Annotated in this window: 21 protein-coding genes and 1 other annotated feature; of the genes, 19 read left to right on the top strand and 2 right to left on the bottom strand. The window is 35.9% G+C overall.

Annotated elements, in window-relative coordinates; genetic code table 11:
• Positions 1-64 precede the first annotated feature (64 nt).
• The 4 genes from hemL (at position 65) to ysxE (ending at position 4,938) form a co-directional block, all read left to right on the top strand.
• Entirely contained in the window at positions 65-1,354 is a 1,290-nt protein-coding gene (gene hemL / locus BKP35_RS14460; protein ID WP_071314062.1) for a glutamate-1-semialdehyde 2,1-aminomutase, read from the top strand.
• A 218-nt stretch (positions 1,355-1,572) separates the two neighbouring features.
• Positions 1,573-2,964, top strand: coding sequence for a stage VI sporulation protein D (gene spoVID, locus BKP35_RS14455; RefSeq protein ID WP_071314061.1), 1,392 nt, complete (start codon positions 1,573-1,575; stop codon positions 2,962-2,964).
• 25 nt (positions 2,965-2,989) lie between these two features.
• Positions 2,990-3,913 carry a hypothetical protein gene (locus BKP35_RS14450; RefSeq protein WP_071314060.1) on the top strand — a complete coding sequence of 308 codons (924 nt, stop codon included), beginning with the start codon at positions 2,990-2,992 and terminating at the stop codon, positions 3,911-3,913.
• On the top strand, positions 3,874-4,938 hold the full coding sequence (ysxE, locus tag BKP35_RS14445; RefSeq protein WP_245741974.1) for a spore coat protein YsxE: 1,065 nt from the start codon (positions 3,874-3,876) through the stop codon (positions 4,936-4,938). Before BKP35_RS14450 ends, ysxE begins: the two co-directional genes overlap by 40 nt.
• A 279-nt stretch (positions 4,939-5,217) precedes the next feature.
• Here ysxE and BKP35_RS14440 read toward each other — a convergent pair whose 3' ends face one another.
• Positions 5,218-5,406 carry a hypothetical protein gene (locus BKP35_RS14440; RefSeq protein ID WP_071314058.1) on the bottom strand — a complete coding sequence of 63 codons (189 nt, stop codon included), beginning with the start codon at positions 5,404-5,406 and terminating at the stop codon, positions 5,218-5,220.
• Between the two features lie 238 nt (positions 5,407-5,644).
• Between BKP35_RS14440 and BKP35_RS14435 the strand changes: the two genes are divergently transcribed.
• The 3 genes from BKP35_RS14435 (at position 5,645) to BKP35_RS14425 (ending at position 10,984) form a co-directional block, all read left to right on the top strand.
• The gene (locus BKP35_RS14435) at positions 5,645-6,859 is read left to right on the top strand and encodes an ABC transporter permease (RefSeq protein ID WP_071314057.1); all 1,215 of its coding nucleotides are present in this window, start codon (positions 5,645-5,647) and stop codon (positions 6,857-6,859) included.
• The gene (locus tag BKP35_RS14430; RefSeq protein ID WP_071314056.1) at positions 6,859-7,536 is read left to right on the top strand and encodes an ABC transporter ATP-binding protein; all 678 of its coding nucleotides are present in this window, start codon (positions 6,859-6,861) and stop codon (positions 7,534-7,536) included. The genes BKP35_RS14435 and BKP35_RS14430 overlap by 1 nt, the downstream gene beginning before the upstream one ends.
• 293 nt (positions 7,537-7,829) lie before the next feature.
• Positions 7,830-8,194: a binding site (T-box leader), on the top strand.
• Between the two features lie 147 nt (positions 8,195-8,341).
• Positions 8,342-10,984 (top strand): valine--tRNA ligase, encoded by a 2,643-nt coding sequence (locus BKP35_RS14425; protein ID WP_071314055.1) that lies wholly within the window; start codon positions 8,342-8,344, stop codon positions 10,982-10,984.
• 133 nt (positions 10,985-11,117) lie between these two features.
• On the opposite strand, the gene BKP35_RS14420 is transcribed toward BKP35_RS14425, so the two are convergent.
• Complete coding sequence (locus BKP35_RS14420) at positions 11,118-11,987, bottom strand: ATP-grasp domain-containing protein (protein ID WP_071314054.1); 870 nt, start codon at positions 11,985-11,987, stop codon at positions 11,118-11,120.
• Between the two features lie 168 nt (positions 11,988-12,155).
• Between BKP35_RS14420 and BKP35_RS14415 the strand changes: the two genes are divergently transcribed.
• The 12 genes from BKP35_RS14415 (at position 12,156) to BKP35_RS14365 (ending at position 25,428) form a co-directional block, all read left to right on the top strand.
• On the top strand, positions 12,156-13,433 hold the full coding sequence (locus tag BKP35_RS14415; protein ID WP_071314053.1) for a bifunctional folylpolyglutamate synthase/dihydrofolate synthase: 1,278 nt from the start codon (positions 12,156-12,158) through the stop codon (positions 13,431-13,433).
• Positions 13,434-13,536: 103 nt separating this feature from the next.
• Positions 13,537-14,727, top strand: a complete 1,191-nt coding sequence (locus tag BKP35_RS14410; RefSeq protein ID WP_084031677.1) for a CapA family protein — start codon at positions 13,537-13,539, stop codon at positions 14,725-14,727.
• Between the two features lie 316 nt (positions 14,728-15,043).
• The gene (locus tag BKP35_RS14405; protein WP_071314052.1) at positions 15,044-16,426 is read left to right on the top strand and encodes a hypothetical protein; all 1,383 of its coding nucleotides are present in this window, start codon (positions 15,044-15,046) and stop codon (positions 16,424-16,426) included.
• Between the two features lie 85 nt (positions 16,427-16,511).
• Positions 16,512-17,288: a PRC-barrel domain-containing protein gene (locus BKP35_RS14400; protein WP_071314051.1), complete on the top strand. Its 777-nt coding sequence runs from the start codon at positions 16,512-16,514 to the stop codon at positions 17,286-17,288.
• Between the two features lie 18 nt (positions 17,289-17,306).
• Entirely contained in the window at positions 17,307-18,470 is a 1,164-nt protein-coding gene (locus tag BKP35_RS14395) for a VanW family protein (RefSeq protein WP_071314050.1), read from the top strand.
• Positions 18,471-18,483: 13 nt separating this feature from the next.
• A complete protein-coding gene (locus BKP35_RS20145) occupies positions 18,484-18,609 on the top strand; it encodes a hypothetical protein (protein WP_281244252.1) in 126 nt (41 codons plus the stop codon).
• A gap of 53 nt (positions 18,610-18,662) precedes the next feature.
• A complete protein-coding gene (locus BKP35_RS14390; RefSeq protein ID WP_071314049.1) occupies positions 18,663-19,154 on the top strand; it encodes a PulJ/GspJ family protein in 492 nt (163 codons plus the stop codon).
• Between the two features lies 1 nt (position 19,155).
• The gene (locus BKP35_RS14385; protein ID WP_071314048.1) at positions 19,156-19,659 is read left to right on the top strand and encodes a PulJ/GspJ family protein; all 504 of its coding nucleotides are present in this window, start codon (positions 19,156-19,158) and stop codon (positions 19,657-19,659) included.
• Positions 19,660-19,665: 6 nt separating this feature from the next.
• Positions 19,666-20,979, top strand: coding sequence for a type IV pilus modification PilV family protein (locus BKP35_RS14380; RefSeq protein WP_071314047.1), 1,314 nt, complete (start codon positions 19,666-19,668; stop codon positions 20,977-20,979).
• A 115-nt stretch (positions 20,980-21,094) separates the two neighbouring features.
• Positions 21,095-22,186 (top strand): pro-sigmaK processing inhibitor BofA family protein, encoded by a 1,092-nt coding sequence (locus tag BKP35_RS14375; protein ID WP_071314046.1) that lies wholly within the window; start codon positions 21,095-21,097, stop codon positions 22,184-22,186.
• Positions 22,187-22,235: 49 nt separating this feature from the next.
• The gene (locus tag BKP35_RS14370) at positions 22,236-23,603 is read left to right on the top strand and encodes a VanW family protein (RefSeq protein WP_169819237.1); all 1,368 of its coding nucleotides are present in this window, start codon (positions 22,236-22,238) and stop codon (positions 23,601-23,603) included.
• A gap of 166 nt (positions 23,604-23,769) precedes the next feature.
• Complete coding sequence (locus tag BKP35_RS14365; protein ID WP_071314044.1) at positions 23,770-25,428, top strand: GspE/PulE family protein; 1,659 nt, start codon at positions 23,770-23,772, stop codon at positions 25,426-25,428.
• The last annotated feature ends 5 nt before the right edge of the window (positions 25,429-25,433 follow it).

The following is a 25,433-nucleotide window of genomic DNA, read 5'->3' as shown; positions in this document are numbered from 1 at the left end:
AATAGCTTCGAAGCTAACACTCCAAGAACTCAAAACTCAACAATTAAGAGGGGGATTGATTAATATGAGATCATTTGATAAATCGAAAGCTGCATTTAAAAAAGCTCAACCTGTGATGCCGGGTGGAGTAAATAGTCCAGTTCGTGCCTTTAAATCAGTAAATATGGATCCTGTATTTATGGAGCGTGGACAAGGTTGTAAAATTTATGATATTGATGGGAATGAATACATTGATTACGTACTTTCATGGGGACCGCTCGTTTTAGGTCATGCGGATGAACAGGTTACTGAAGCATTGAAGAAAGCTGCGGACTTAGGTACGAGCTTTGGTGCACCTAGTGAACTCGAAACAAAAATGGCTGAGCTTGTGATTGAACGTGTTCCGTCAATTGAAGTAGTTCGTATGGTAAATTCAGGGACAGAAGCAACAATGAGTGCGCTACGTTTAGCACGTGGCTTTACAGGGCGTAATAAAATCTTGAAATTTGAAGGTTGTTATCATGGTCATGGTGATTCTCTTCTTATTAAAGCAGGCTCAGGTGTCGCAACGTTAGGCTTACCTGATAGCCCTGGTGTACCGGAATCTGTTGCAACGAATACATTAACAGTTCCATATAACGACTTAGAAAGTCTTCGCTATGCATTTGACCAATTTGGTGATGATATTGCAGCAGTAATCTTAGAACCTGTTGCTGGTAACATGGGGGTTGTTCGCCCACAACCAGGATTTTTAGAATCAGTTCGAGAAATGACAGAGCAAAACGGTACATTACTTATTTTTGACGAAGTAATGACAGGTTTTCGTGTTGGTTACCACTGTGCACAAGGAACATTAGGAGTTACACCTGATTTAACTTGTTTAGGTAAAGTAATCGGTGGAGGTCTTCCAGTTGGAGCATATGGTGGTAGACGTGAAATTATGGAAATGATTGCACCGAGCGGGCCAATTTATCAGGCTGGAACGTTATCTGGTAACCCATTAGCTATGACAGCAGGATATGAAACATTATCACAGTTGACACCAGAGCACTATGCTGAATTTGAGAGACTTGGTAAAAAATTAGCTGATGGCTTGTCTGAAGCTGCAAGTAAACATGGAATTGCGCACAGCATTAGTCAGGCTGGTTCGATGGTTGGGTTCTTCTTTACAGATGAAGAAGTAATTAATTACGAAAAAGCAAAAACGTCAGATTTAGAGCGTTTTGCGACTTATTTCCGCTATATGTTAGAAGAAGGTGTTTCCTTGCCACCTTCGCAATTTGAAGGAATGTTCCTTTCTACCAAACATACAGATGAAGATATTGAAAAAACAATAGCTGCAGCTGAAAAGTCATTTTCAAAATTAGCTAAGTAATTTAAAAGGTCTAGCACTTTTATAAAGTGTTAGGCTTTTTTTGTTGGTTTGTTGGACAATTGTGAATGTTTATATTTAAAAGGTAATTTTCCTTCAAAATAATCATATTTCTCGAAGTCTTGTCATACATCTGTAACGTATTGGTATAAGTCCGTTTAACGGGACGTGTCCCTTATGTTATTTCGGGTATTATAATTTTAATAGAGGAGGAGAGGCAGTTGACACAAGATCATTCATCAAAGCTATCATTTTCCATTGAAGAATCAGTCTGGCTTAATAAAGGGCAGGAAGTAGACGAAATTGTATCTTTGTCATTAGATCCAGAAATTACAGTAGAAGAGAACGGGGAGTATGTATTAATTCGTGGGGGATTAAAGCTAACCGGTGAATACCGTTCTAATGGAAAAAGCGAAGTAAACGATGAAGAGAGTTTGTCTCTTTCCAATCAAGTAGAGTTCCGTTCGATTGAGGAAGTAACGTTAAACGAGGACGGAACAGGTGAAATCAGACATAACTTTCCTATTGATGTGACAATTCCGCAAGAACGAATTAATAGCCTTGATGACATATATGTACTAGTTGAGTCATTTGACTATGATTTACCGGATCGAGGGTGCATTCAATTGACTGCTGATGTGGCAATCACTGGTATGTCTACGGGGTATCAAGCTCCACAAAAAGTGGTAGAAGAGAACAACTTTGTTGACGAACGTTTTAACGAAGAAGTTGCTGATGAAAGCGAAGTAAATGAAGAAGTAGATCATGTAGAGGAAGCATATGAAGAAGTTGGAGACGCTAGTGATGGAAATATTGAAAATGTAGTAGACGATGCTTCTAGTGACGAGGAGCGTACCTTCCATTATGAGTCTTACAATGAAGAGGAAAACGTAGAAAATGAAACAGTAGACCAGACTTCAGATGAAATTAATCGTAATTACGACCAACTTGAAAACGATAGTATTGAAGAAGCTGTGGAAGAACCTTCATTACAACAAAATGAAGATGAATATGAGAATAGAGATGACAATGAAGAGCAAGATGACCAAGAGGTTGAACAGGTAGCGGATGAGGTAGAAGACGAAGTTGAAGAAGTGGCAGAAATAGAACATGAAGAAACTCCAGCACCGTCTGTTTCTTTTGGAATTATAAAAGACCGACCAAAACAAGAAGCTAAACAAACGGAAGGGGATAATCAAGAAGAAGAGCCACAAGCGAAAGAAGAGCAATCATATAGTACGTTGAAAAGTTTAGTAGGAGAAAATGTGCGTCAAAAGTTTAGCGGTGTTGTTGAAGAAAAGAAACGTTCGGAACAAGAGGTATCAAATGCAGACAACGCTCATGAAGATCATAGTGAAAATGAAGTAGCAGAACAAGTAGATGAAACAAAGCCGCCGAGGGAAGAAAATGCGTTATATTTAACAAAGATGCTGACGAAAGGTGAAGGCGAAGAATTTAAAAAATTAAAGATGTGTATCATTCAAGAAGATGAGACGTTGAATACAATCGCAGAACGCTATGAAATAAACCCAAGTACACTAATTCGTGTCAACCGTCTCAATGATTCTAATGTTGAAGAAGGTCAAATTTTATATATCCCAGTAACACAATAATGTCAGTAGGATAGGGTGCAATTATATGGATATATTACGTCAAATAAGGGTGGAGTACGGCTTATCGGAACTTAAATGGATCAAACAAGATGAAACCTTTCACAGTGAATACGGGACTAAAAGAGTTCGTTTTTGGAAGGATAAACAATTGTTGTTATGGCATGTAAAGTGGCGTGACGAAATTAGTCAACAATCAGGGGTTCTTTTAGATCGAATGATTAGGACTGAAGATGGTAACCCTTTTTTCTATTGTGAAAAAGGGTGGGTCTCTCTTCATGATGAAATCGAAGAACCTTTTCCATTCAATCGTACTGAAAAAGACTGGGGAAGGTTAATTGGAACAATTTTAGCAGTAGGTTTGAAACAAAGTGACGACTGTCATCGCTTTAAAAAAACAGAGAGCTTATCATTAAAAGCAGTTCACGGGGGAATTAAGGACGAAATTGATCCTATGGCAAAGCTTGTACTAGAACGTAGTTATTTCGAAGCGAAATCACGCGTAAGAAAAGCTCATCACTTACGAGACCGTATGCATCCTATAAAGCTACCTATCCTAACGTCACTTTCAAAACTAGCCAATGCTAAACAAGTTTTTTTCCATTTATTTTGGGTGTGTGGTGCTGATGAACCAGTAAGAAGTTATCAACCTTTTCGCGTTTTTTTAGAGGAATGGTATGAACTTAACGGAGAAGATTCAACGGTAAAATTATTAAATGAAATTAATTGCTACTTTGCGTTAAAAGGTGATCATGGAAAACTATTTTTATCCGAATGTTTATTACCGTATGAATATGAAGACGTAATAAATGAACTTTTTTCAAGCAACAAGAAAAATGATATGGATATCGTAATGGATAAGTTTTTTAAAAGGTGGGAAATATCAAGAAGTTTAGTGTTGTTATTAAGTAATTGGCTGGAAGAAGACCACAAAAAGGCGGTGGCAAAATGATTTATAATAAAGCCCCCCAAAACTCTTCTCTTGGGTATATACTGTTTCAATACGATTTATATCCTGAAAAAATTGAACAGTTTGGAAAGGTAAAAAAGGTTGTATCACGAAAAGGGACATTTGCTCTAAAAGAGTCAACGATGACTAATGAACAGGCGAATTGGTTTTCTCACGTTATGAGAAGGCTCGAAAAATTAAATTACAACAAAATTATCCCGATTATTCCTACGAAATACGGAGACTTGACGATTTCTCATCAAAATAAAACATATTATTTACAGCCGTGGTTTTCAGAAGAAGCTGAACTTCGTGAGGATAAGAAAGAATTAACTTTATTTAAGCAGTTAGGAAAATTGCACGGGTTAACTGTGAAACCACAAGAATTTTCAAAAGAAACAATTGAAAATTCCTATCAAGACTTAATAAAGCGTTGGGAAAAACGGCGACTAGAAATGGAGTATTTTGCTGAAGAAGCAGAAAGAAAAGCTTATATTTCACCATTTGAACTTACGTACTTAACTCATTTTAGTCGAATGGATATGATGGCAAACGTGGCAGTGAACTACTTAAAAGAATGGCGAGACCAATGTCTTGAAAAAGAAAGCTATCGGGCGTGTCTTTGCCACGGCAAGTTAGACCGTAATCATATTTTTTATCATCCTAATGGATATGGTTATTTATTAAACTTTGAAAAAGCGGTGTTAGATACACCTGCAAGAGATTTAGCGATTTCGTTTCGAAGGTCATTTCAATATAACCTTTGGAGTGAAGATCAAGGTTCTGATTGGCTAGCAACATATGAAGATTCTCTCCTTCTTGAGGATGAAGAGAAAAAACTTTTAGCAAGTTATTTAATTTATCCAGAAATTATTTTTCATTGTATCGACCATTATCGAAAAAGAGATGGGAGTATTACAGAATTACAGTTTGTTCAAGTGCTCGAAAAACGAATTATCACAATGTCGAGAGTCGACCATTTTATTCATAATACGTTACTAAGAAAACCATCTGATGAATCTAAATAACCCAATTATTTTACTAGATAGAGTCATCGAAAGAAGTTGGCTCGGTGGCATTGCGACGAATGTAAAGACCGGAGTAAATTATATGACAAGTTAAGTAAAACATATTTAATACGGTAATAAAAGCCTAAGAGGCTGTCCTAACGTGTCAGATTAGAATAGGTAGCAAACCTGGTATATAGACGTCCAAACTTTGTCTATATTCGTATCTATTCGTCTGACACTTTATTTTTGGATAGCCTCTTAGTTTTTTTCTTTGGTTATCGTTTCCTAACAGATCGACTATAATAAGCCAGCAACATATGATAAGTACATAAAGACAAGTATCGCTAATAAAATCACATCAACTGCTGAAGGGAACATAATTGTACGTAATAATTGAAAAATGGTTAATGGTATGAGGAATTGGTAACCTGCATCCCGAACTCTCCGTACCCAAAGAGGAAGTCGATATTTACCTTTTTTAAACAAAAAGTCCTCCTCCTTTCTCTAATTTCCTATAATCATTTTATGAGTGCATCCGTGTTTAGGTGAATAAGATTTCCATATTCGAGTAACATAAGGAAAAACAAGGAAGTGGTATTATCATGATTAATTCAACCTTTTTAGTGTACGAAATTTTATGGGGAGTCGTTTGTTTATGGCTCATTTGGTTTCTCGTTCGTGTAGTTTTGAGTAAAGAAAATGACTAAATAAAGAGGTGCAAAACTTGAAAATAGCGGTTCAACTTGCTTGGAAAATCATTAAAGAGAAACGAAAAAGAGCGTTTTTACTAGCCGTTAGTACATCAGTAGCTGCACTGTTACTATTCACGAGCTATTTTTTTATTCATTCATTAAATACGAGTATGACAGCTATTGACGGTCGATTAGGTGCAGATGTGATCGTCGTTCCAAGTGGAATGGGAATGTATGCTGGCGAAAATGTTTTAAGTAGTTCTGTCAGTAAAGTTTACCTTGATGAAAAAGAAGTCATGGGAAAATTGAATAACATTGAAGATATTAAGGAAATCTCTCCTCAGCTGTTTTTGCATACAATTTCAACATCATGTTGTGGGACAGATGGAGATTTTCCTGTGATCGCTTTTGATCCTGCAAATGACTTTACTTTAAAATCGTTCATGCCAGGTATACAACAACTAGAGGCAGATGAAGTTGTGATCGGGGTGAATGCTGGTGGAGATCGTTTTTTGTATCATTATGATGATGAGATCATCAAAGAAAAAGTGAAACTATTTTTTGAACCTTTTCATGTAAAAAATATATTATTTCCAACAGGTACTTCAGCAGATGAAACGATTTTTATGCGTTTAGATAAAGCGAGACAATTAATTCATAATGTTGATGCACTTGCTCATATATCTTCAACCGATTTGTCAGCAATATTTATAAATACGACACCACATAATGAATTGTTCGTAAAACAACAAATTGAAAGAGATATAAGTGGAGTAGACGTCGTCTTAGGCAGTGGATTGAGAAGTAAAATTGAAAAACAAATGCTCCCCTTAAAACTATTAAGTTATGTGATGATTGTCGTTAGTTTGCTACTAACACTCCTTCAGGTGATCACATTATTTTCTGCATTAATTAGAGAACGGCAAAAAGAAATCGGGATGCTGTTTGCTCTAGGCGTATTGAAACGACACGTATACCAACTTCTTTTATGTGAAGCAGCGATCGTTTCTTTTATCGGAAGTAGCATTGGCGTTTTAGTTTCTTTAAGCGTGCTTTATGACCGACAAACGCTGTTATATATGATCTTTCAGCTACCGCTCGTATTTCCAGACTTAAAAACAACACTTTTTATTAGTTTTTTTACAGTAAGTACAATTACGATTTGTACGATCATAGCAGCGTTGTTTCCACTTCAATCATTTTTTTCAAGAGAGCCTTATGAAGTTGTTAGGGAAGGTGAAAGTTAATGATTACTTTTGAAGGTGTGAATAAGGAATATTGGTTAAATCGTAAACGATCGATTAAAGCTTTAAAAAATGTAAATTTTAACGTTAATGAAGGAGAATTTATTTCGATTATTGGACCTTCTGGAAGTGGTAAATCAACTTTTTTAGCATTGGCGAGTCTATTAGATAAACAAACGTCAGGCGAGATTGTTATTGACGGTAAAAAAACATCGCATTTAAATGATGGTGAACGAACAAATTTAAGATACAATTTATGCGGGTTTATTTTTCAATTTGCGAGTTTATTACCGGCTCTCCCTGTTATTGATAATATAATGCTCCCACTGTTGTTAAGAGGAGAAAAAAGATCGTTACTAGAAAAAAAAGCTAAAAATATACTAATTCAAGTAGGGTTAACAGAGGAACATGCGAGCCACTTACCATATCAATTAAGTGGAGGTGAACAACGCCGTGTGGCCGTTGCAAGGGCCCTATTAAAAGATCCACCACTTTTGTTTGCTGATGAGCCAACATCAGCCCTCGACGAAGATACTGCGAGGGATTTAATACACCTGTTTCATAAAATAAATGATCGAGGAACAACGATTATTATGGTCACTCATGATAAAGACCTTGCCCAAGAAGGAACAGGTTTGTATGAAATAAAAGCTGGTAAGTTAACGAGTATAATGGTTTAATAAAATATGGTGTATGTAAATTAATAATTAGGCAATACTGCTAGTAAAATTTTCAAAGTAACTATTGACGATGTTTCACTTATCCATGTAAAATATTAATACACATTTTGCACTATTTTGTCAGTATCGTGATTCATAAGTTGACTAGTTTTGTATGTAAAAAGTTGGGCGATTTTCCTGAACGAGCCTCTAAAATTCGATAGAAGTTTAAAGCGAAGAGAAGAAAATCGCCCGCCTTTTAAGTACTACAATGTGACAGAAATAAGTCAAGAGTGTTTGTAAAAAGAATATTTTAATATGCTTAGAATGGGAAGAGTACATCTGTAATACCATCAGAGAGAAAAACTATTGTTATAAAATCCGTAGAAACATACGTTTATTGTTACTGTATCGGATATTTATACAATGCTGAGAGGTTTTTTTGGAGCTAAAGATGGAAGGTCGCCCAGGAGCAGCTTTTTTGAAGGGAAAAGTTTTATTGCCAATAGTCATGGCAATATCGTTTTTCGTAATAGAAAAAGCCGGTGGAAATCCGTTACATGAATGAAGTGTGCCGTTGTTTACTTTAATGATTATAAACAGTATTCATTGAAGGTAAATGCAATTTTACAATGGCAAACAAAGGTGGTACCGCGAATTTACTCTCTTCGTCCTTTGAGGATGGAGGGGGTTTTTTATTTTTAGTTTTGAGTGAAGAGTTAAGAGTGTTGAGTTGCAGGGAGTAATGCTTCGAAGCATCGCTTAAAATAACTCAAAAATCAAAATTCAAAACTCAACATTGTACTTGAAAAAGGGAGGAAGTAAGATGGCTAATCAAGAGATATCAATGCCAACGAAGTACGATCCGAAAGCGACTGAAGCGAAATGGTATCCGTACTGGCTAGAAGGAAAGTTTTTTGAAGCAAAAGGTGAGGAAGGAAAAAAGCCTTATACGATTGTTATTCCACCACCAAACGTTACTGGAAAGCTTCACTTAGGACATGCGTGGGATACGACGCTTCAAGATATTTTAATTCGTGCGAAACGAATGCAAGGCTATGATGCCCTGTGGCTTCCAGGGATGGATCATGCGGGTATTGCTACACAAGCCAAGGTTGAAGGAAAGTTACGTGAAGAAGGAGTAAGTCGCTATGACCTTGGTCGGGAAAAGTTTTTAGAAAAGTCTTGGGAGTGGAAGCATGAATATGCTGATTTTATTCGTCAGCAATGGTCGAAGCTTGGACTTTCATTAGATTATTCTCGCGAGCGCTTTACGTTAGATGAAGGTCTATCCAAAGCAGTACGAGAAGTTTTCGTGAAGCTTTATGAAAAAGGGCTTATTTACCGTGGCGAGTACATTATTAACTGGGACCCACAAACAAAAACTGCATTATCAGACATTGAAGTAATCTATAAAGACGTTCAAGGTGGCTTCTACCACATGAAGTATCCGTTAGTAGACGGAAATGGTCATATTGAAGTAGCGACAACACGTCCAGAAACAATGCTCGGAGATACAGCAGTTGCCGTTCACCCGAATGATGAGCGTTATAAAGATTTAATCGGTAAAAAAGTAAAGCTGCCGATCGTCGGTCGTGAAATCGAAATTGTTGCTGATGATTACGTTGATATGGAATTTGGTTCTGGTGCAGTAAAAATAACGCCGGCGCATGACCCTAACGATTTTGAAATCGGAAATCGACATAACCTTGAGCGTGTTCTCGTTATGAACGAATCAGGAAAAATGAATGAAAACGCAGGTAAATACCAAGGCTTAGATCGTTTTGAATGTCGTAAACAAATTGTCAAAGACCTCCAAGACGCTGGTGTCCTTTTCAAAATAGAAGAGCATATGCACTCTGTAGGTCACTCAGAACGAAGTGGCGCTGTTGTTGAACCTTATCTTTCAACACAATGGTTTGTAAAAATGGGTCCATTAGCGGAACAAGCGATCGAATTACAAAAATCAGAAGGAAAAGTAAACTTCGTTCCTGACCGTTTTGAAAAGACGTATTTACATTGGATCGAAAACATTCGTGATTGGTGTATTTCCCGTCAATTATGGTGGGGACATCGAATCCCTGCATGGTACCACAATGAAACAGGGGAAGTTTACGTAGGCCGTGAACAGCCGAAAGACATCGAAAACTGGACACAAGACGAAGATGTTCTTGATACTTGGTTCTCTTCTGCGTTATGGCCGTTTTCAACGATGGGCTGGCCTGATGAAAATGCACCAGACTTTAAGCGTTACTATTCTACTGACGTTTTAGTTACAGGTTATGACATCATTTATTTCTGGGTAGCACGAATGATTTTCCAAGGCCTAGAATTCACGGATGAGAGACCGTTTAATGATGTCTTAATCCACGGCTTAGTACGAGATTCAGAAGGGCGTAAAATGAGTAAGTCGCTCGGTAACGGTGTTGATCCGATGGATGTGATCGACAAATATGGTGCAGATGCGCTACGCTTCTTCCTTTCAACAGGAAGTTCCCCGGGAAATGATTTGCGTTTTTACTGGGAAAAAGTCGAATCAACATGGAATTTCGGGAATAAAATTTGGAACGCTTCTCGTTTTGCGTTAATGAATATGGAAGGCTTAACGTATGAGGAAATAGATCTGTCAGGTAAAAAATCAATTGCTGACGAGTGGATCTTAACGCGTCTTCAAGAAACGGTCGATGATGTGACGAGATTAATCGATGTTTACGAGTTTGGAGAAGTGGGACGTCTTCTATACAACTTTATTTGGGATGACTTCTGTGATTGGTATATTGAGATGGCGAAACTTCCACTTTACGGTGAAGATGAGGAAGCGAAGAAAACGACGCGCTCGATTTTAGCTCATGTTCTTGATCAAACGATGAAGCTATTACACCCATTCATGCCGTTTATTACCGAGGAAATTTGGCAACACTTACCGCATCAAGGTGAGTCGATTACAGTCGCTGATTGGCCAGTAAGAAATGAGAAGTTCGTTTATCCAGAAGCAACGAAGAAAATGAACTTATTAAAAGAAATTATTCGCTCTGTACGTAATACAAGGGCAGAACTAAATGTCCCAATGAGCAAAAAAATTGAGTTGATCATTAAATCGAAAGATAGCGACGTTTTAAATAAACTTGAAGAAGGACGCAGTTATTTAGAAAAGTTCTGTAACCCTGAACAGTTACAAATAGGTACTGATTTACAAGCGCCTGAAAAATCGATGTCATCTGTTCTTACAGGAGTAGAGTTATATTTACCATTAGCAGGTTTACTTGATCTTGACGCTGAAATTGCACGTCTAGAAAAGGAATTAAAGAAACTAGATAGTGAAGTAGAGCGAGTCCAAAAGAAATTAAGTAACCAAGGATTTGTCGCGAAAGCTCCAGAGAAAGTCATTGAAGAAGAAAAAGCGAAGGAAAAAGACTATTTAGAAAAACGCACAACCGTTCAAGCAAGAATTGATGAGTTGAAAGCATAATAAGTAGAGGAAGGCTGTTTTAAAACAAAGTGTCAGACACCGTTAGTCACCGAATTATAGACGCATTTGAAATCTGTACGTCTATATTAAGTAGTAACGTGTGGTGTCAGACACTTTTGAAACAGCCTTTTTTTCATGAAATCTTTCGTAAAATATGTTCTAAATAAAGTCTAACGATATTTATGTTTGAATTAGCATAAAGAGTACGTGAGCCAGCCACATCTTCAATTTCATTGAAAATAAATGAGCCGTCTTTAGCAAATAAAAAATCAATACCTATAAAACCTAGATCATCATCGGTGAACTCGGCAATCACTTTTTTTACAGTCGCCTTTTCTGTATCGGAAAGCTCGTAAAGCTTGGCATTGCCTCCTAACGAATAGTTGGCGCGGAAATCATTGTCACAGTAACGGAGAATAGCTGCGATAATTTCGCCTCCAACGACAAAAACTCGGACATCTCTACCAGGGACATCCCCCATTTGTTGAATAATTAACTCCCTTGCCTTCACCCTTTTTAGTAATTCAGCCACTTCTAATTTAGATGACGCTTTGTATACTTCATTACCGCCACGACCACTCACTTCCTTTACAACAACAGGATAAGAAAATGGGATTGAATTCGGGTTAAACTCATCACGAACGACAAATAATGTATCGAGCATCGGAATGCCTTTGTTCGCTAAAAATTGATGTGTCCTCCCTTTATGATTACTAATCTCAGAAATAAAGGCAGAATTAAAGACTTTTATTCCTATGTTTTCAAGCTGCTTACTAAGTATAGGATCATTATTTCGCAACACTACAAAATCAGGTTTTCGGAGTTCCGCTCCTTTGTGGTAAAGAAACAGCTCATTTTTTATAACACCATAACTCAGGTCTTCTTTTAATATAAACTTAAGTTCAATATTCAGTTTTTCTGCTTCTTCAAGAAACCAGTTAATAAAGCCTTTGTTAATTAAGGCTCTTTCTTCGTTATAAATGAGTAAGCCTTTTTTATTCATTATGTATTCCTACCTAACTTTTAAATTTTCTTGCTGTAAACACATCGTTATTATACACTATCAAATAGTATACAAGTTAATGATTTCAAATGCTTATTTAATGCCACTAATGGCGTTAATAATGAATAATGAAATTCATTAAATTAATGTGAAAAAGGAGACCTTTTCATGATTACATACGAAGAAGCTTGTGACATTGTTTTTTCTGCAAAAAAATTTGGAATTTGTTTAGGGCTTGAAAGAATGGAAGCGATGTTAAAAGAACTTGGTCACCCTGAACAAAGATTACTTGCGATGCATCTCGCAGGTACGAATGGAAAAGGTTCAACTTTAACTTATTTACAAGCGATTTTTACTGAAGCGGGATTTAGCGTTGGAACATACACGTCTCCGGCTATCCAAAGAATTAATGATAAGATCCGTTTCAACGGTGAAGAAATTTCTGATGAAGATTTTGCTCAGCTTACCGAACAGCTTATCCCAGTTATCGGTAAATTAAAAGGGACAAACTTAGGAGCACCAACGGAGTTTGAAATTTTAACGGCAATGGCCTTTCAATATTTTGCAACGATTGCAAAGCCTGACATTGTTCTAGTCGAAACAGGTTTAGGAGGGAGACTGGATTCAACGAATGTCATCAAACCTTTACTTTCAATTATTACCTCGATCGGTCATGATCATATGGACTTACTCGGTGATACTATTAGTGATGTTACACGAGAAAAAGCAGGCATCATTAAACAGCGCACTCCTATTATTTCAGGTTGTAAGCAAGAAGATGCGAAACAAGTAATTAAGGAACGCTGTCTAGAAGAAGAAGCGGATTTGTATCAGTTAGGAGAAGAATTTTTATGCGACCAAAATGTTGAAACTTTTTCTTTTATGTTTCAACAGCTTAAATATGAGAACTTAAAGGCCGGGATGCTCGGAGCACATCAACAAGAGAATGCGTCTTTAGCAATTATGGCCGTTCATTGCTTAAAAAAGATAAGGGATTTTCATATTAACGACGATCATATTAGGCTTGGGATCACTAAAGCAAAAATTGCTAATCGTATAGAGGTCATCAAGCAAAAACCAACTGTCATTTTTGATGGCGGACATAATCAAGAAGGTATAGAAGCGCTAAGTAAAACATTGGCACATACGTTTCATAATAGAAGAATCGTTGTCCTTTTTTGTGCTATGAAAGACAAGGATATTAAAGCGATGCTTCGTCCGATGACGGATGTAGCATCAGAAATCGTCCTTACAAGTTTTCCGTACGAGCGTGCTATGGATCCCGATCTTGCGTACGAAATGTACCCGCATGAAAAACTTAAGGTGATTCATGAATGGGATCAAGCGTATGAAAAAATCGTAAGGAATTTAGCCGTTGATGATGTTTTCGTGATTACAGGATCATTTTATTTTTTAAATCATATGAGAAATCACTTAAAATTTTAAAGCTCCTAAGTGAGTGAATTTCATAATTAGTAAAAAGTAACCATTTTTATTATTGGTTTTTATTGTAAAATAAAGAAGATTATATTAAAAAGAGGTTACTAATATGAAAAGAAATATATTAATATCAATGACGATTGTATTTGTTTCTACTTTATTTTTATTAAGTTTTTTTAGTGGGGGCTTATTTATTTTGGATAAATTAGCTAGATCACAGGCCGAGGCGAAAATTGTTAATGATCTTTTGGTTTCAAAAGATCATGCTTCTATCATTAAAAATACTAGATTAAGAGAATTAGAACCTAGTAAAAATAGATTTCTAAATGGAGAAATAGAAGAAATTAGGATTGCCTTTGGTGGAGATGTAATGATGGAAGGATCAATTGAGCACGCGATGAATAGCTTTGGTATCAATTATCCTTTCTTGCAAGTTGAAGAAGAACTTCAACACGTAGACTATGCGATTGTTAATTTGGAAACGGCAGTAACAAACAGGGGCATACCTTACAGAAAACAGTTTAATTTTCGAACCGGACCACAGTCTCTCGTAGCGTTAAAAGAAGCGGGCTTTCATATGGTATCACTAGCAAACAATCATACGATGGATTATGGTGAAAAAGGGTTAGTGGATACGATTGATTATTTGAACGACGTTGGACTTGCTTATATTGGTGCGGGTAGAAATAGTGAAGAAGCTTATCGGGCCCACATCGTGGAAATAAAAGGTCAACAAATTGCTTTTTTAGGGTTTTCCCGAGTTTTGCCAACGGTTAGTTGGTATGCAGGACCTGAGAAACCTGGTATCGCTAGTGGTTACCAGCTTGATCGCATGGTAAGGATTGTTGAAGAAACTAAAAAGGAAGTTGATTATGTTTTCGTCTTTATGCATTGGGGAATTGAACGGCAGCAAACACCTGAACCTTACCAGATTTATGATGCTCGTGCAATGATTGATGCAGGAGCTGATGGAATTGTCGGGGCTCATCCACACGTAATTCAAGGTCTTGATTATTATAAAGGGAAACCAATTGCTTACTCATTAGGAAATTTCTTGTTTCCGGATTACGTTAGTGGATTAACTGCTGAGTCTTGTATTTTAACCTTTATTATTCGTGAAGACGAAATTAAAATGAAATACATACCTTATGAAATTACAGGAAATCAAGTGGCGGAAGTTTCCCAGGAAGTGAAAGAAGCTCGTTTGGCATCACTTGAAAACCTATCTTTTAACGTTGTCCGAGAAGGCGATTTATTTCTGAACGACCGAAACAAAGAGAGCAGTGACGTTAATGAATAGCGTTGCTGCTTTTTTATACTCTTTAAACAGCAAACCAACAAACAAACTAACCTACGAAAAGAAACGGGAAATTTAGGGTGGTTTTTATAAATTGTTAAGAAAATGAAGTAACCTTATCTTTTAAAATACGAAACTTTATTATACAATTAATAAATGTATAATTGTGTCACAAAAGCTAGAATTATGAGTTATATACTATCAGTACTAATAAATCAATGAAGGTGATAGTATAAAAATTTAGGCTTTCGCCATCAGTACTTAGCGAAAAGTCAAGTTTTTTTCGTGAACAAAGTTTTATAGTATGGGAGGTGTGTATTTGGAATACTTAGCTCTAACTTTAATTGGCGGTTCGATTTTATTTATTATCTTTCTATTATTACCAATAAAAATAGCACTTTCACAAAAAGTATTATTTGTAGCTCTTGCCATTTTATTTTCACATATCTTTTTATGGTTACATTCATTTTTAGCGTTATGGCAGGCGGGACTAATTTTAATACTATTAATTTTAACTACTGCTTTAGGTATAACAAAATTCATATTTACGAATACGAATAACGATCGTGAAAGTGGTGATAGTGAGAATTTGCAAGGAGATTCACGAGATCAACTATTAAATGGAGATCAACATACAGACCTGGAAGAAATTAACGAAGTAATAACGGAAGCTCCGATATTCGTTGATGAGATTGAAAATATGCAGTTGTTATCAGAAAATGAAAAACAAGCAGACGACAACAAAATAACCGAAACACCTTCAGATATTGTTCAAAATCGTTTTTTACAGACGGAACCTGATGGAGAAGTTGTTGAGGAAGAGCAACCTATTATTAAAGAACAAGTAGAAAAAATACCGTTAAGAGAAGAACAGACTCATTCAATGATAAAGGAAGATACTGAAGAACAATTAATGGAAAAAGAAGTAGCCTCAACGGATCAATTACTTAGTTTGCATGATTTAGGTGAAGACAAAGAGGAGCACTCACATGAAAGAACCGAAGAAACCGAGGCCGTCAGCAAGAATAATAAAGAAGAACATAAATTTAATCGTGATGAAGTAGTTGAAGAAGTGCTCATAGAACCTCATCAGGAAGAAAAGGATCTTCAATTAAATGAAGATGATGAAGCTTTCGATGATGAGGAGAAAGCTAAGGAAGAAACAGAAGAAAAAACTCATGTTGATCAAGAGGAAGAAACTGTAGAAGAGGCTCATGTTGATCATGTGGAGGAAGCTGTAGAAGAGGCTCATGTTGATCATGTGGAGGAAGCTGTAGAAGAGGCTCATGTTGATCATGTGGAGGAAGATGCAGAAGGAACTCATATTGATCAAGAGGCATTCGAAGAAACTTTTACTACTCATGAAGAAAAAGTTGATGATAATCGTTCAGAGATTGTTCCTAACGCGGTTCCTAAACCGCTAAATCGTGACTTAATGGATACTCTCGTTGGACAACTATTATGGTATAAAGAACAAATTCATCCGCAAGATTTCGAACAACTTGTATTAGAGCATGCAAAAGACGGTTTACACGATAATGATTATTACTTGTTTGCATCAATACTTCGAGATCATTATATTGAAACGGAACAATTTGACAAACTAAAAACCCTATTAAACAGGTTAAAGCAACGTTATAATAATAAGATGGTTATAAAAGAAGAAATTACTTTCTTTGAAAAAAAGTTTTTTCAAAGCTAACGACAAATTTCATGGTAAAATAATATAGTGAATAATTTTGTCAGGAAAATTGAAATAAAGAATACGTATAGGTGTGGTGAAACGAATGAAGACGAGTAAACAAATAGTTGGGTTACCGATCATTAGTATCAATGATGGGAAAGAATTAGGAACAGTAAAGTCATTAGTTGTAAATCCTGAACACGGTACCATTGATTTTATAACTGTTCATCATGAGGATTGGCAAATTAGCGTAAAGGCAGTACCGTTTAAAAAAGTAATCGGTGTCGGCGACTTTGCGGTTACGATTGAAAGCGAAACGAATATTATTGATTTGACAGAGATTCCTATTGCTAATACTTTAGTGACTAAAAACATTAAAATAAATGGCGCTCGTATTATGAGTAAAAAAGGTCAGTTACTAGGTAAAGTCGATGAGTACTTCATTAACGAAGACAATGGGAGCATTATCGCATTACAGTTAAACGTAGCTAAAGACGAAGAAGTAGTTCTTGCAAGCGAGCATGTACACACATTTGGTAAAGATATTTTAATTGTAAATGAAGATGCCAATGAATATTTTTTAAACAATATTGAGGAACTTTTTAACGGAAAGAAAATTGAAGAAGAAAAGATCCCTTCCGTAGAAGATGCCACAGAAGAAGTTGCAGTTGAAAAAGAAGAGGAAGAAGATATTTCTCAAGCATTTTTAGAGCGACAAATCACCCTTTTAGAAGGAAAGAAGGTTACTTCTGATATTTACAATAAATCAGGGGAACTTCTTATTAAAAACGGAACAGAGCTAACGAAAGATCTTATTTTAGCTGTTCACAATGACGGTCCATCTGGAATGGTCGAATTATCAATGAATGTAGAAGAATAAAATAAGGAGGCACTTTAAATGGCTTCCAAATATTTAAATAAGGCAATATTCCCTTTTATGACATTGACGATTAGTACTTTATTTCTAATCGTCTTTGTTTACGGTATATCTTATACTTTTGATTCTTTTAAACAAGACATAAAAAAAGGTGTTACTGTTTCAGGCATTTCTATAAGCGAACTTCCGAAAAGTATTGCGATGGAAAAGCTAGAAACTGAAGTAACCAAATGGAAAGATACGACGATAGTTTCTTTTTATTATAAAGATCGAGAAGTCAATGTTAGTAGTGCAGAGCTATTTTTCTTTGATATTGAAGAAACATTAAATAACAAAAGCAATAGCACTAGCTGGCCTTTACGAGTATATGTTAACGACGATTACGTATCAAACGTTATTCACGAATTAACTCGAGAAAAAGAACTAGTCAACTTAGACTGGGCGTCACTTCATGAAGACCTACGTACATACGGGCAAACGTTGCAAATAGGGCGTTTAATTATTAATGTTCATGACTATTTAGAGGAAGAAGAAAAAATCATCTCTACTGTAGAACTTGCGAACGTATTTAAAACGAATAGGCTAATTAAAGCGGTACTATTCTTTGACGATTTTCAATTAAAGCCGAAACAACAATTCTCCTTTGCTGAGGTTTTAAGAGTAAACCGAAATGATTCCATTAATGATCAAGTGTACAGTGTCATTGCAACCGCTATTTATCAGCTAATGTTGGAAACAAATATTGAGATTAAAGAAAGACATATTAGTTCGACCCTTCCACCGTATAGCGAGTTAGGTTTAGAAGCAAGAGTTGATAGGGAAAAGGATTTAAAGATTTACAATCCGAATGCAACTTCTTACGTTTTAAGCTTTGAAATTGAAGAACATGCATTAAAAGCGACATTAACAGGAATACCGTTTGAAGATACGTATAGCATCGAACTATCGAATCGCGAAACAATCGATTACGAAAAAATCGTTGAATCCGATGACAAGGTTGTAGGGACGACAATTAAACAACAAGGTCAATATGGCCAAGAAATTACTGTCCATCGTGTTCGTCAAAAGGCGAGTGGTCACTCGGAGAAAGAGTGGATCTCTTATGATGTTTATCTTCCTGTAGCTAGCATTGAAGTGCACGGACGTCAAAGTGCGGAACATGACAGTGGTGGCAAGGGGTATTAAATAGCGTAATTAAATGGAAAAGGAATTGGGAATTGTTATCCCAGTTCCTTTTTATCATAAGAAAGCATATCGTAACGTGATAAGAGAAAACATTTTTATCACAAACGATAGAATTATTTATTATTTTATAGGAAAATAAGATTATAAACGATAGCGACTGGCTTCTTAAAAGAAAAGGTATGGTGTTGAAACGTGGAAAAATATCTTAAAAATCATAATGGATTAACATTATTAGAGGTGCTACTTGCCTTTTCTATTTTAACAATTGTTTTTATCGCGTTTTTAACTTTTTTTCCTCAAATAGGAACATTTAATCAAATAACTGATGAAAAAATGAGAGCTGTGAATGTAGCAAAGCAACAACTTGTGATTGTTCAAAATGATTTTGGTCCCAAGTTTATTAATAATTTGAATACGAATCCACAGCCTACTAATATTTATGATCAAAATAACCCTTACTACATTTCGCTAAATTTAATAGAGGATATCGATGTAGATGAAAATTATTATCTTTTATTAACTAAAAGGCAAGGATTATTAATTTCAATTAAAATAAATAAAGAGCCAGAGTTAAGTGATGTACGCAAACTGTATAAAGTTGAGGCAACTGTTGTACAGGATGATGACAGCCGTGAACTAACAAAGCTATATGGCTATATTGTTTATAGGAATGGTGGCAACTAATATGCTAAAAACAGATAAAGGGATGACATTAGTAGAATTATTGCTAGCAATGGCCATTTTTTCAATTGTTATAACAGTTATTTGGGCAGTATTATTCCAAGGGTTAAATTATTCGGATCGTTTAAAAAACACTTCATTTATGCAACAGGAAGCGAATTTATTTATTACGTCATTGACGAGAATTCATCAAACAGCCCCCGAAAATTACACGATCATTATCGATAATAATCCAAATGGGACGAAAATTACAATTGAGAGTCCGGGAATGGTTAGTACTTTTTCGAATACAAAATATTTTTACTCACTATACACAAGCGGTGGATTGGAATTACAAGAAGTAGACAATGAAGATGATTATATTTTTTCTTATCTTTCTGATGAAAAACATTATATAGAAGTATTTCCTAATAGAATTGATTTACCTATAAAAATTGTTATTACTGATCGAGAAAATATCAATTCCCAAGTTGAAGTAGAAACGATTATTTCTAAAATTAGAGGGTGATAATTAATGAAAAAACACAATAATCAAAAAGGTTATGCACTTGTTTTAGTGTTAATTATGATTACAATTTTTTCATTATTATTTATCATGTTAGCTGGCAATGCTCTAACCTCTTATCGTCAAATTAATATGTCCGAAGATAATGTTCAAGCTACTACGTTAGCAGAGATGGGTGTTGTACATTATCATACATTGATATTAGATGCTATTGAGAGTGTTTTAGAAGATCCTTTTACTGCTGATTTAATTCAGAAGGAGATAGATAAGGTCGACGATTTTGATACTTTAACGGATGAAGAAAAGATATCTACTTTGAGAGGGATTATTGCTGATGTTTGGAAAGTAACAGTCGATATTCCAACTTTGACTACAAGACCAATGCATGTAAACGAACAATTGCAGCATTATTTTGATATTGAAAGTGATAATGTTACAGTTACAAAGGATCAAAATGGGTTGAAATTTAATTTTGTTAGTAAAGGAAGTAATAATATAAAGATCGTTGGGTTGGAAACTACTATTAATATTCCTATAGATGCCTTTATTAACATCAACATTGGAGATGAAGATGGAAGTAATGGTGGTGGAAACGGTACGACACCAGGAGATGGAACTTTTGATGGGAGTTTAATTTCAAAACCGACAGGATTACCAACTTGTACTGATGAGGATGATACGAATTGTTCTTATAATGGAACTATAGAAATTCCTAGAGGAAATTATACACTAAATGGTTCTACATTGCATGTAACTGAGTCATTTTTATTAGAGAGTAATACAAACCGTTTTACAAATTCACTCATTTATGTCGAGGGAGAATTTACGACAAAAAATATGAACAGAACAACGAATTTACAACTGCATGTTGAAGAAGATGCGACGATCGATAGTAATATGAATAGTCTTTTTAATTCCATTATAGAAATATTGGGTTCAGCGACTTTTTCTGGGAACATTCAAAATGCGAGTAATTCAATCATATATGTTGGCCAAAATGCTGATTTTGAAGGCAATAACATTTCTTTTAACAATAATAGTACGGTTTATACTGGTGGGGATGCAACGATGAACAATGTGACAGTTGATAATAGTTCAAGAATATGTGTAGAAGGCCACTTAGAGATAAATGGGAATAACGTTTCCGGTGCAAATATCTTTGCTAATACTACTAATAGGCCAAATCTAGTTAACACCTCCTCCGAAGATTTCGAAGCAAACTGCAGTGGTGTTTCGATTGGTGATCGAGACATGATAACTCTTTATCCTGAATGGGATTGGGAACTATTAACACCTGAAACAAATTATAATTATAGCTATTAAGTTTTAATATAAAAATTTTTAAAATGCCGCCATATATTTTAATATTAATCAGTTTCAAAATGTATTACTATTATAGGTAATAAGACATAGTGCTATCGTAAAGGGTGATTCATCGGTGATTGAATATATTTTAGCAATTCTTGCAGCTGTGCTGCTGTGGACTTTACTCGTTGTGTCACCATTAAAATTAAGTACAAAAATATTAATTAAAATTGTGTTTATTTCTTTATTGATTTTTGTATTAACGAATTTACTTCATGCGTTTTATCCGTTTTATATTGCAATAACTGCTTTTACGTTTTTACTACTATTTTTTTCTTTTGTAATTTCTAAGCAACGAGAGTTTTCGAAATCGCAAATTTCCAAAACTCCGCCACCCTCGAAAAACGCTGGGAAAGCAGAAGATAGTTCTGTTAATCCTCCGGTAGTAGAAGTGAAACCGTCAAAAGAGGCAGTAGGAGAACAAGCTGTTTTCGGAAGGCTCGATCAAGCGAGCATAGATGCAATTTTAAAAGCCGAAAAGCAAAAGTTGGAAGAACAAGATGTGGGCACTAAACTTAGCTGTGAAGGTGCGGGAGACGATGAGGTCGTAGTTGATGTTTTATTTTCGAATGAAGAAAATGTGTTAAATAGTGAAGCCTTAAAAGTGAGTGTAACTAATGTCACAAATTTTGATCAAAACGAAACAGAACTCACCAACGAAATTGAAGATGCAATTGAGCAATTTTTAATTGAACACGAAATAGAATCAAAGCCTCGAACTATGAATAAAGATGAAACAATCGAGAAGAACGAGGTGCATCTTTCACAAAATAACGATGAAATCACCCCACAAGAAAGTTCAGATGACTTATCTACTTCGGATGAAATTGAACTATATGACCTTGGAGATTTTTCTGATCAAGATGATCTTGCTAATATTTACGAAGCTAGTTCACGAAAGTTAAGTATCGAAGAAGACGATCACAAAGATGATGATGAAATCGTTGAAGAAGCGGAACTCATTATAGATGACCGTGGTTTGATCGATGAAATTGAAGAAGTTAAAAAAGATGATGAGCAAGAAAGTTTAATGCCCGATCAAAAAGTTGACATGAAAACTGAACATAAACAAAAACAAAATCCAGCTGAAGATAAACAATCACAAAAGGAATCTGTTCTCAAGAAAAGAACGAAGCTTTTTGAGCAGCTAGAAAAAGATTTATAGTATGCCGATATTAATGTCGGAAGCTTTAAATAAAGAAAGGAGAAAAAGCGTGAATAATGTTCGGCTATTTTTCAGAGCATTTTTAATCATTTTTTTTTGTACAACATTTATAGCTTTATTCTCCTTTGGTGGTGGGAAGGCGATTGAAACGTATTTCCCGAAAGATAATTATTTTCCTGAAGGTACGTTTGTCGGTTCAGTACCAATGAGTGGCTTAACGATAGAGGAAGCCGAGGAAAAACTAGAAGGGGAAATTGAAAAATGGGTAAACAGTACGAATTATAAGTTTGTTTATTTTGACGAACTGGTTGAAGTTCCAGCAACTCATGTACAATTTTTCGTTTCCGAAAGTTTACAAATGTTAGATGCAGGAAGCACTATGTTATACAATTCAATCCCAGAAGCTGTGATTACTGAAGCTGTTGAGAGCTTTTCTTATGAAATCCCTAATGATGAAGTTCGAGTTGAAGCAGTACAAGAGCTTGTCAAAAGTCATGCAGCTACTCTTTCGACTACTTCTCTGTACATAGATTTAAATGAATATGTAGCTCAGCAGCATGAAACTGATCAAGTTGCTCATACCGTCATTTCCAATATTGAAAGTACACTTTTGCTTGAGCAATGGGCGAACAACTTAAATGGCATCGTTATTGACGCTCGAGAGACTTTTTCACTTTTACAACAAATGCAAGGAAAGGGGGCAGTCGTTGTTGAAGGTGAATCGTTAAATGTGTTAGCGACAGCACTTTACGAAGCATTTTTACAAACGAATTTTTTAATACGAGAACGCCATATCGGTAAGAACTTACCACCTTATGCTAAGTTAGGATTTGATGCCATTGTAAAACCTGATTTTGCTGATTTAATTGTTGAAAATATTAATTATTATCCGTATACATTATTTCTCGCTTATGAGGCGGGGCAACTTACAGTTACGTTAGAAGGTATCGCTTTCCCTTACTTATTTTCTGCTGTGACGAAAAACGAACGAGAGATTGAATCGCGAAATATTGTTCGTTTTTCTAATGAGAAAAGAAGTGGTTACCGTCAAGTAATCAACAATGGTGAAAATGGCTATTTTGTTGAAGTATACCGCCAACAAAGAAGTATAGAAAACAGTCAACTCATAAATGAACAACGATTATTTGAAGACTTTTATCCTCCTGTTCATAGTATTGAGCTTTGGAGTTTACAAGATCGACCAACGGAAAATCCCCCATTAGGAAATGAAGGGACAATTGGTGATGAGGAAAATGCATCATCGATCACCGATGGGAATGGTGAAAATGGCGGTTCGGAAGTTGTGGATAACGGTGAGGCCGAAACTTCACAACTTGGTCAAGGCCCTGGTGACAGTGAGGATGACATTAGCGATGATGACGATCAAATGTTTGAAGAACCAACGAAAGGATATTAAAAAAGTTAAGCTGTTTTAATGAATTTCATAATTCAATATTATCGCCATTAAGTACCTAGATGTAGTTTCGTTAAACCGCTCACAACTTCATATTGTTTGATATGGCTTAATTAAGGTAATTATGAAATTCACTCAATTAATTTTAATTAATAAACGGGGTATTTATATGGCACAACAACGAAAACGGTTAGGCGATCTACTCGTTGAAGCAGGGATATTGAAACAACAGCAGCTAGTAGAAACGTTAAAACACAAGAAAAGAGGTCAAAAACTAGGCGATGCTCTACTTGAACGTGGCTATATAACTGAACAGCAATTGATCGAAGTGTTAGAATTTCAACTCGGGATTCCACACATCTCTTTACATCGTTATCCGATTGATACAACGTTAATGAACACGGTTCCTAAAGAAGTGGCTAGAAGAAATATTTTAATCCCTTTAAAAAAGAACGGTGATGAACTACTCATTGCGATGGCGGATCCAATGGATTACATCGCGGTCGATGATTTAAGAATGTCAACAGGTTTTCAAATCAAGCAAGTCATCGCTTCCAAAGAAGAAATTTTGCAGGCGATTAATAAACATTATTCTTTAGACGAATCTATGAAAGAAATTTTGTCCGATGACCTTGAAGGAGATATTACTGATCGTGCTACAGGTGAGGACGATGCTCCGGCAATACGCCTCGTCAATCAAATTTTATTAACAGGGTTGCAACAAAAGGCGAGTGACATTCATATTGATCCGCAAGAAAAGAAAGTTCTTGTACGCTACCGTGTAGACGGTGTTTTAAAAACCGAGCGAGCATTACCGAAGTCATTACAAAATGTCTTAATAGCACGTGTGAAAATTATGGCGAACTTAAATATTACTGAAACTCGACTTCCGCAAGACGGTCGTATTAAAGTGACCCTAGATTTTACGTCGGTTGATTTACGTATTTCAACGTTACCGACCGTTTACGGGGAAAAAATAGTGATCCGTATTTTAGATTTAGGGAATGCCCTAAACAAGTTATCTCAGCTTGGCTTTAATAAAATTAATTACGAACATTTTTTAAATTTAATTAAACGGCCATCGGGAATTATTTTAATTACTGGTCCGACGGGGTCAGGGAAATCATCAACACTTTATGCAGCTCTCAATCACTTAAATAGTGATGAAGTAAATATTATTACGGTAGAAGATCCTGTCGAGTATCAAATTGAAGGCATTAACCAAGTGCAAGTGAATTCAAATGTCGGTTTAACGTTTGCAACTGGGTTACGCTCCATTCTCCGCCAGGACCCGAACATTGTCATGGTCGGAGAAATACGTGATACAGAAACCGCCGAAATTGCGATCCGGGCCTCTTTAACTGGGCACTTAGTTTTAAGCACGTTGCATACGAATAGCGCGATTGCGACGATTCCAAGACTGATTGATATGGGGATCGAACCGTTTTTAGTTGTATCGTCACTTTCAGGAATTGTTGCGCAACGCCTCGTCCGAAAAATATGCCGTGAATGTTGTGAGGAGTATGAGCCTACAGAAATGGAAAAAAACTTATTTGTACGTCGTGGTATGAAAGTTGGCAAAACGTATCGCGGTAAAGGGTGCGGCGTTTGTAATACGACTGGTTATAAAGGGCGTGTAGCGATCCAAGAAATTCTCGTTGTTGACGATGATATTCGCCAAATGATGATGAACAATCAATCAACTTCAGCGATCCGTGATTATGCTATGGAAAATGGAATGATTTTTCTCATTGACGATGGATTATTGAAAGTAAAACAAGGTTTAACGACAGTAGAAGAAATTTTACGTGTTGCCATTGATGATTAGGAGGG

The organism is Anaerobacillus arseniciselenatis (genome assembly GCF_001865995.1).
Taxonomy (GTDB): Bacteria; Bacillota; Bacilli; order Bacillales; family Anaerobacillaceae; genus Anaerobacillus; species Anaerobacillus arseniciselenatis.
Note: the sequence above shows the minus strand (reverse complement) of the source record. Positions and strands in the feature narration are given on the sequence as shown.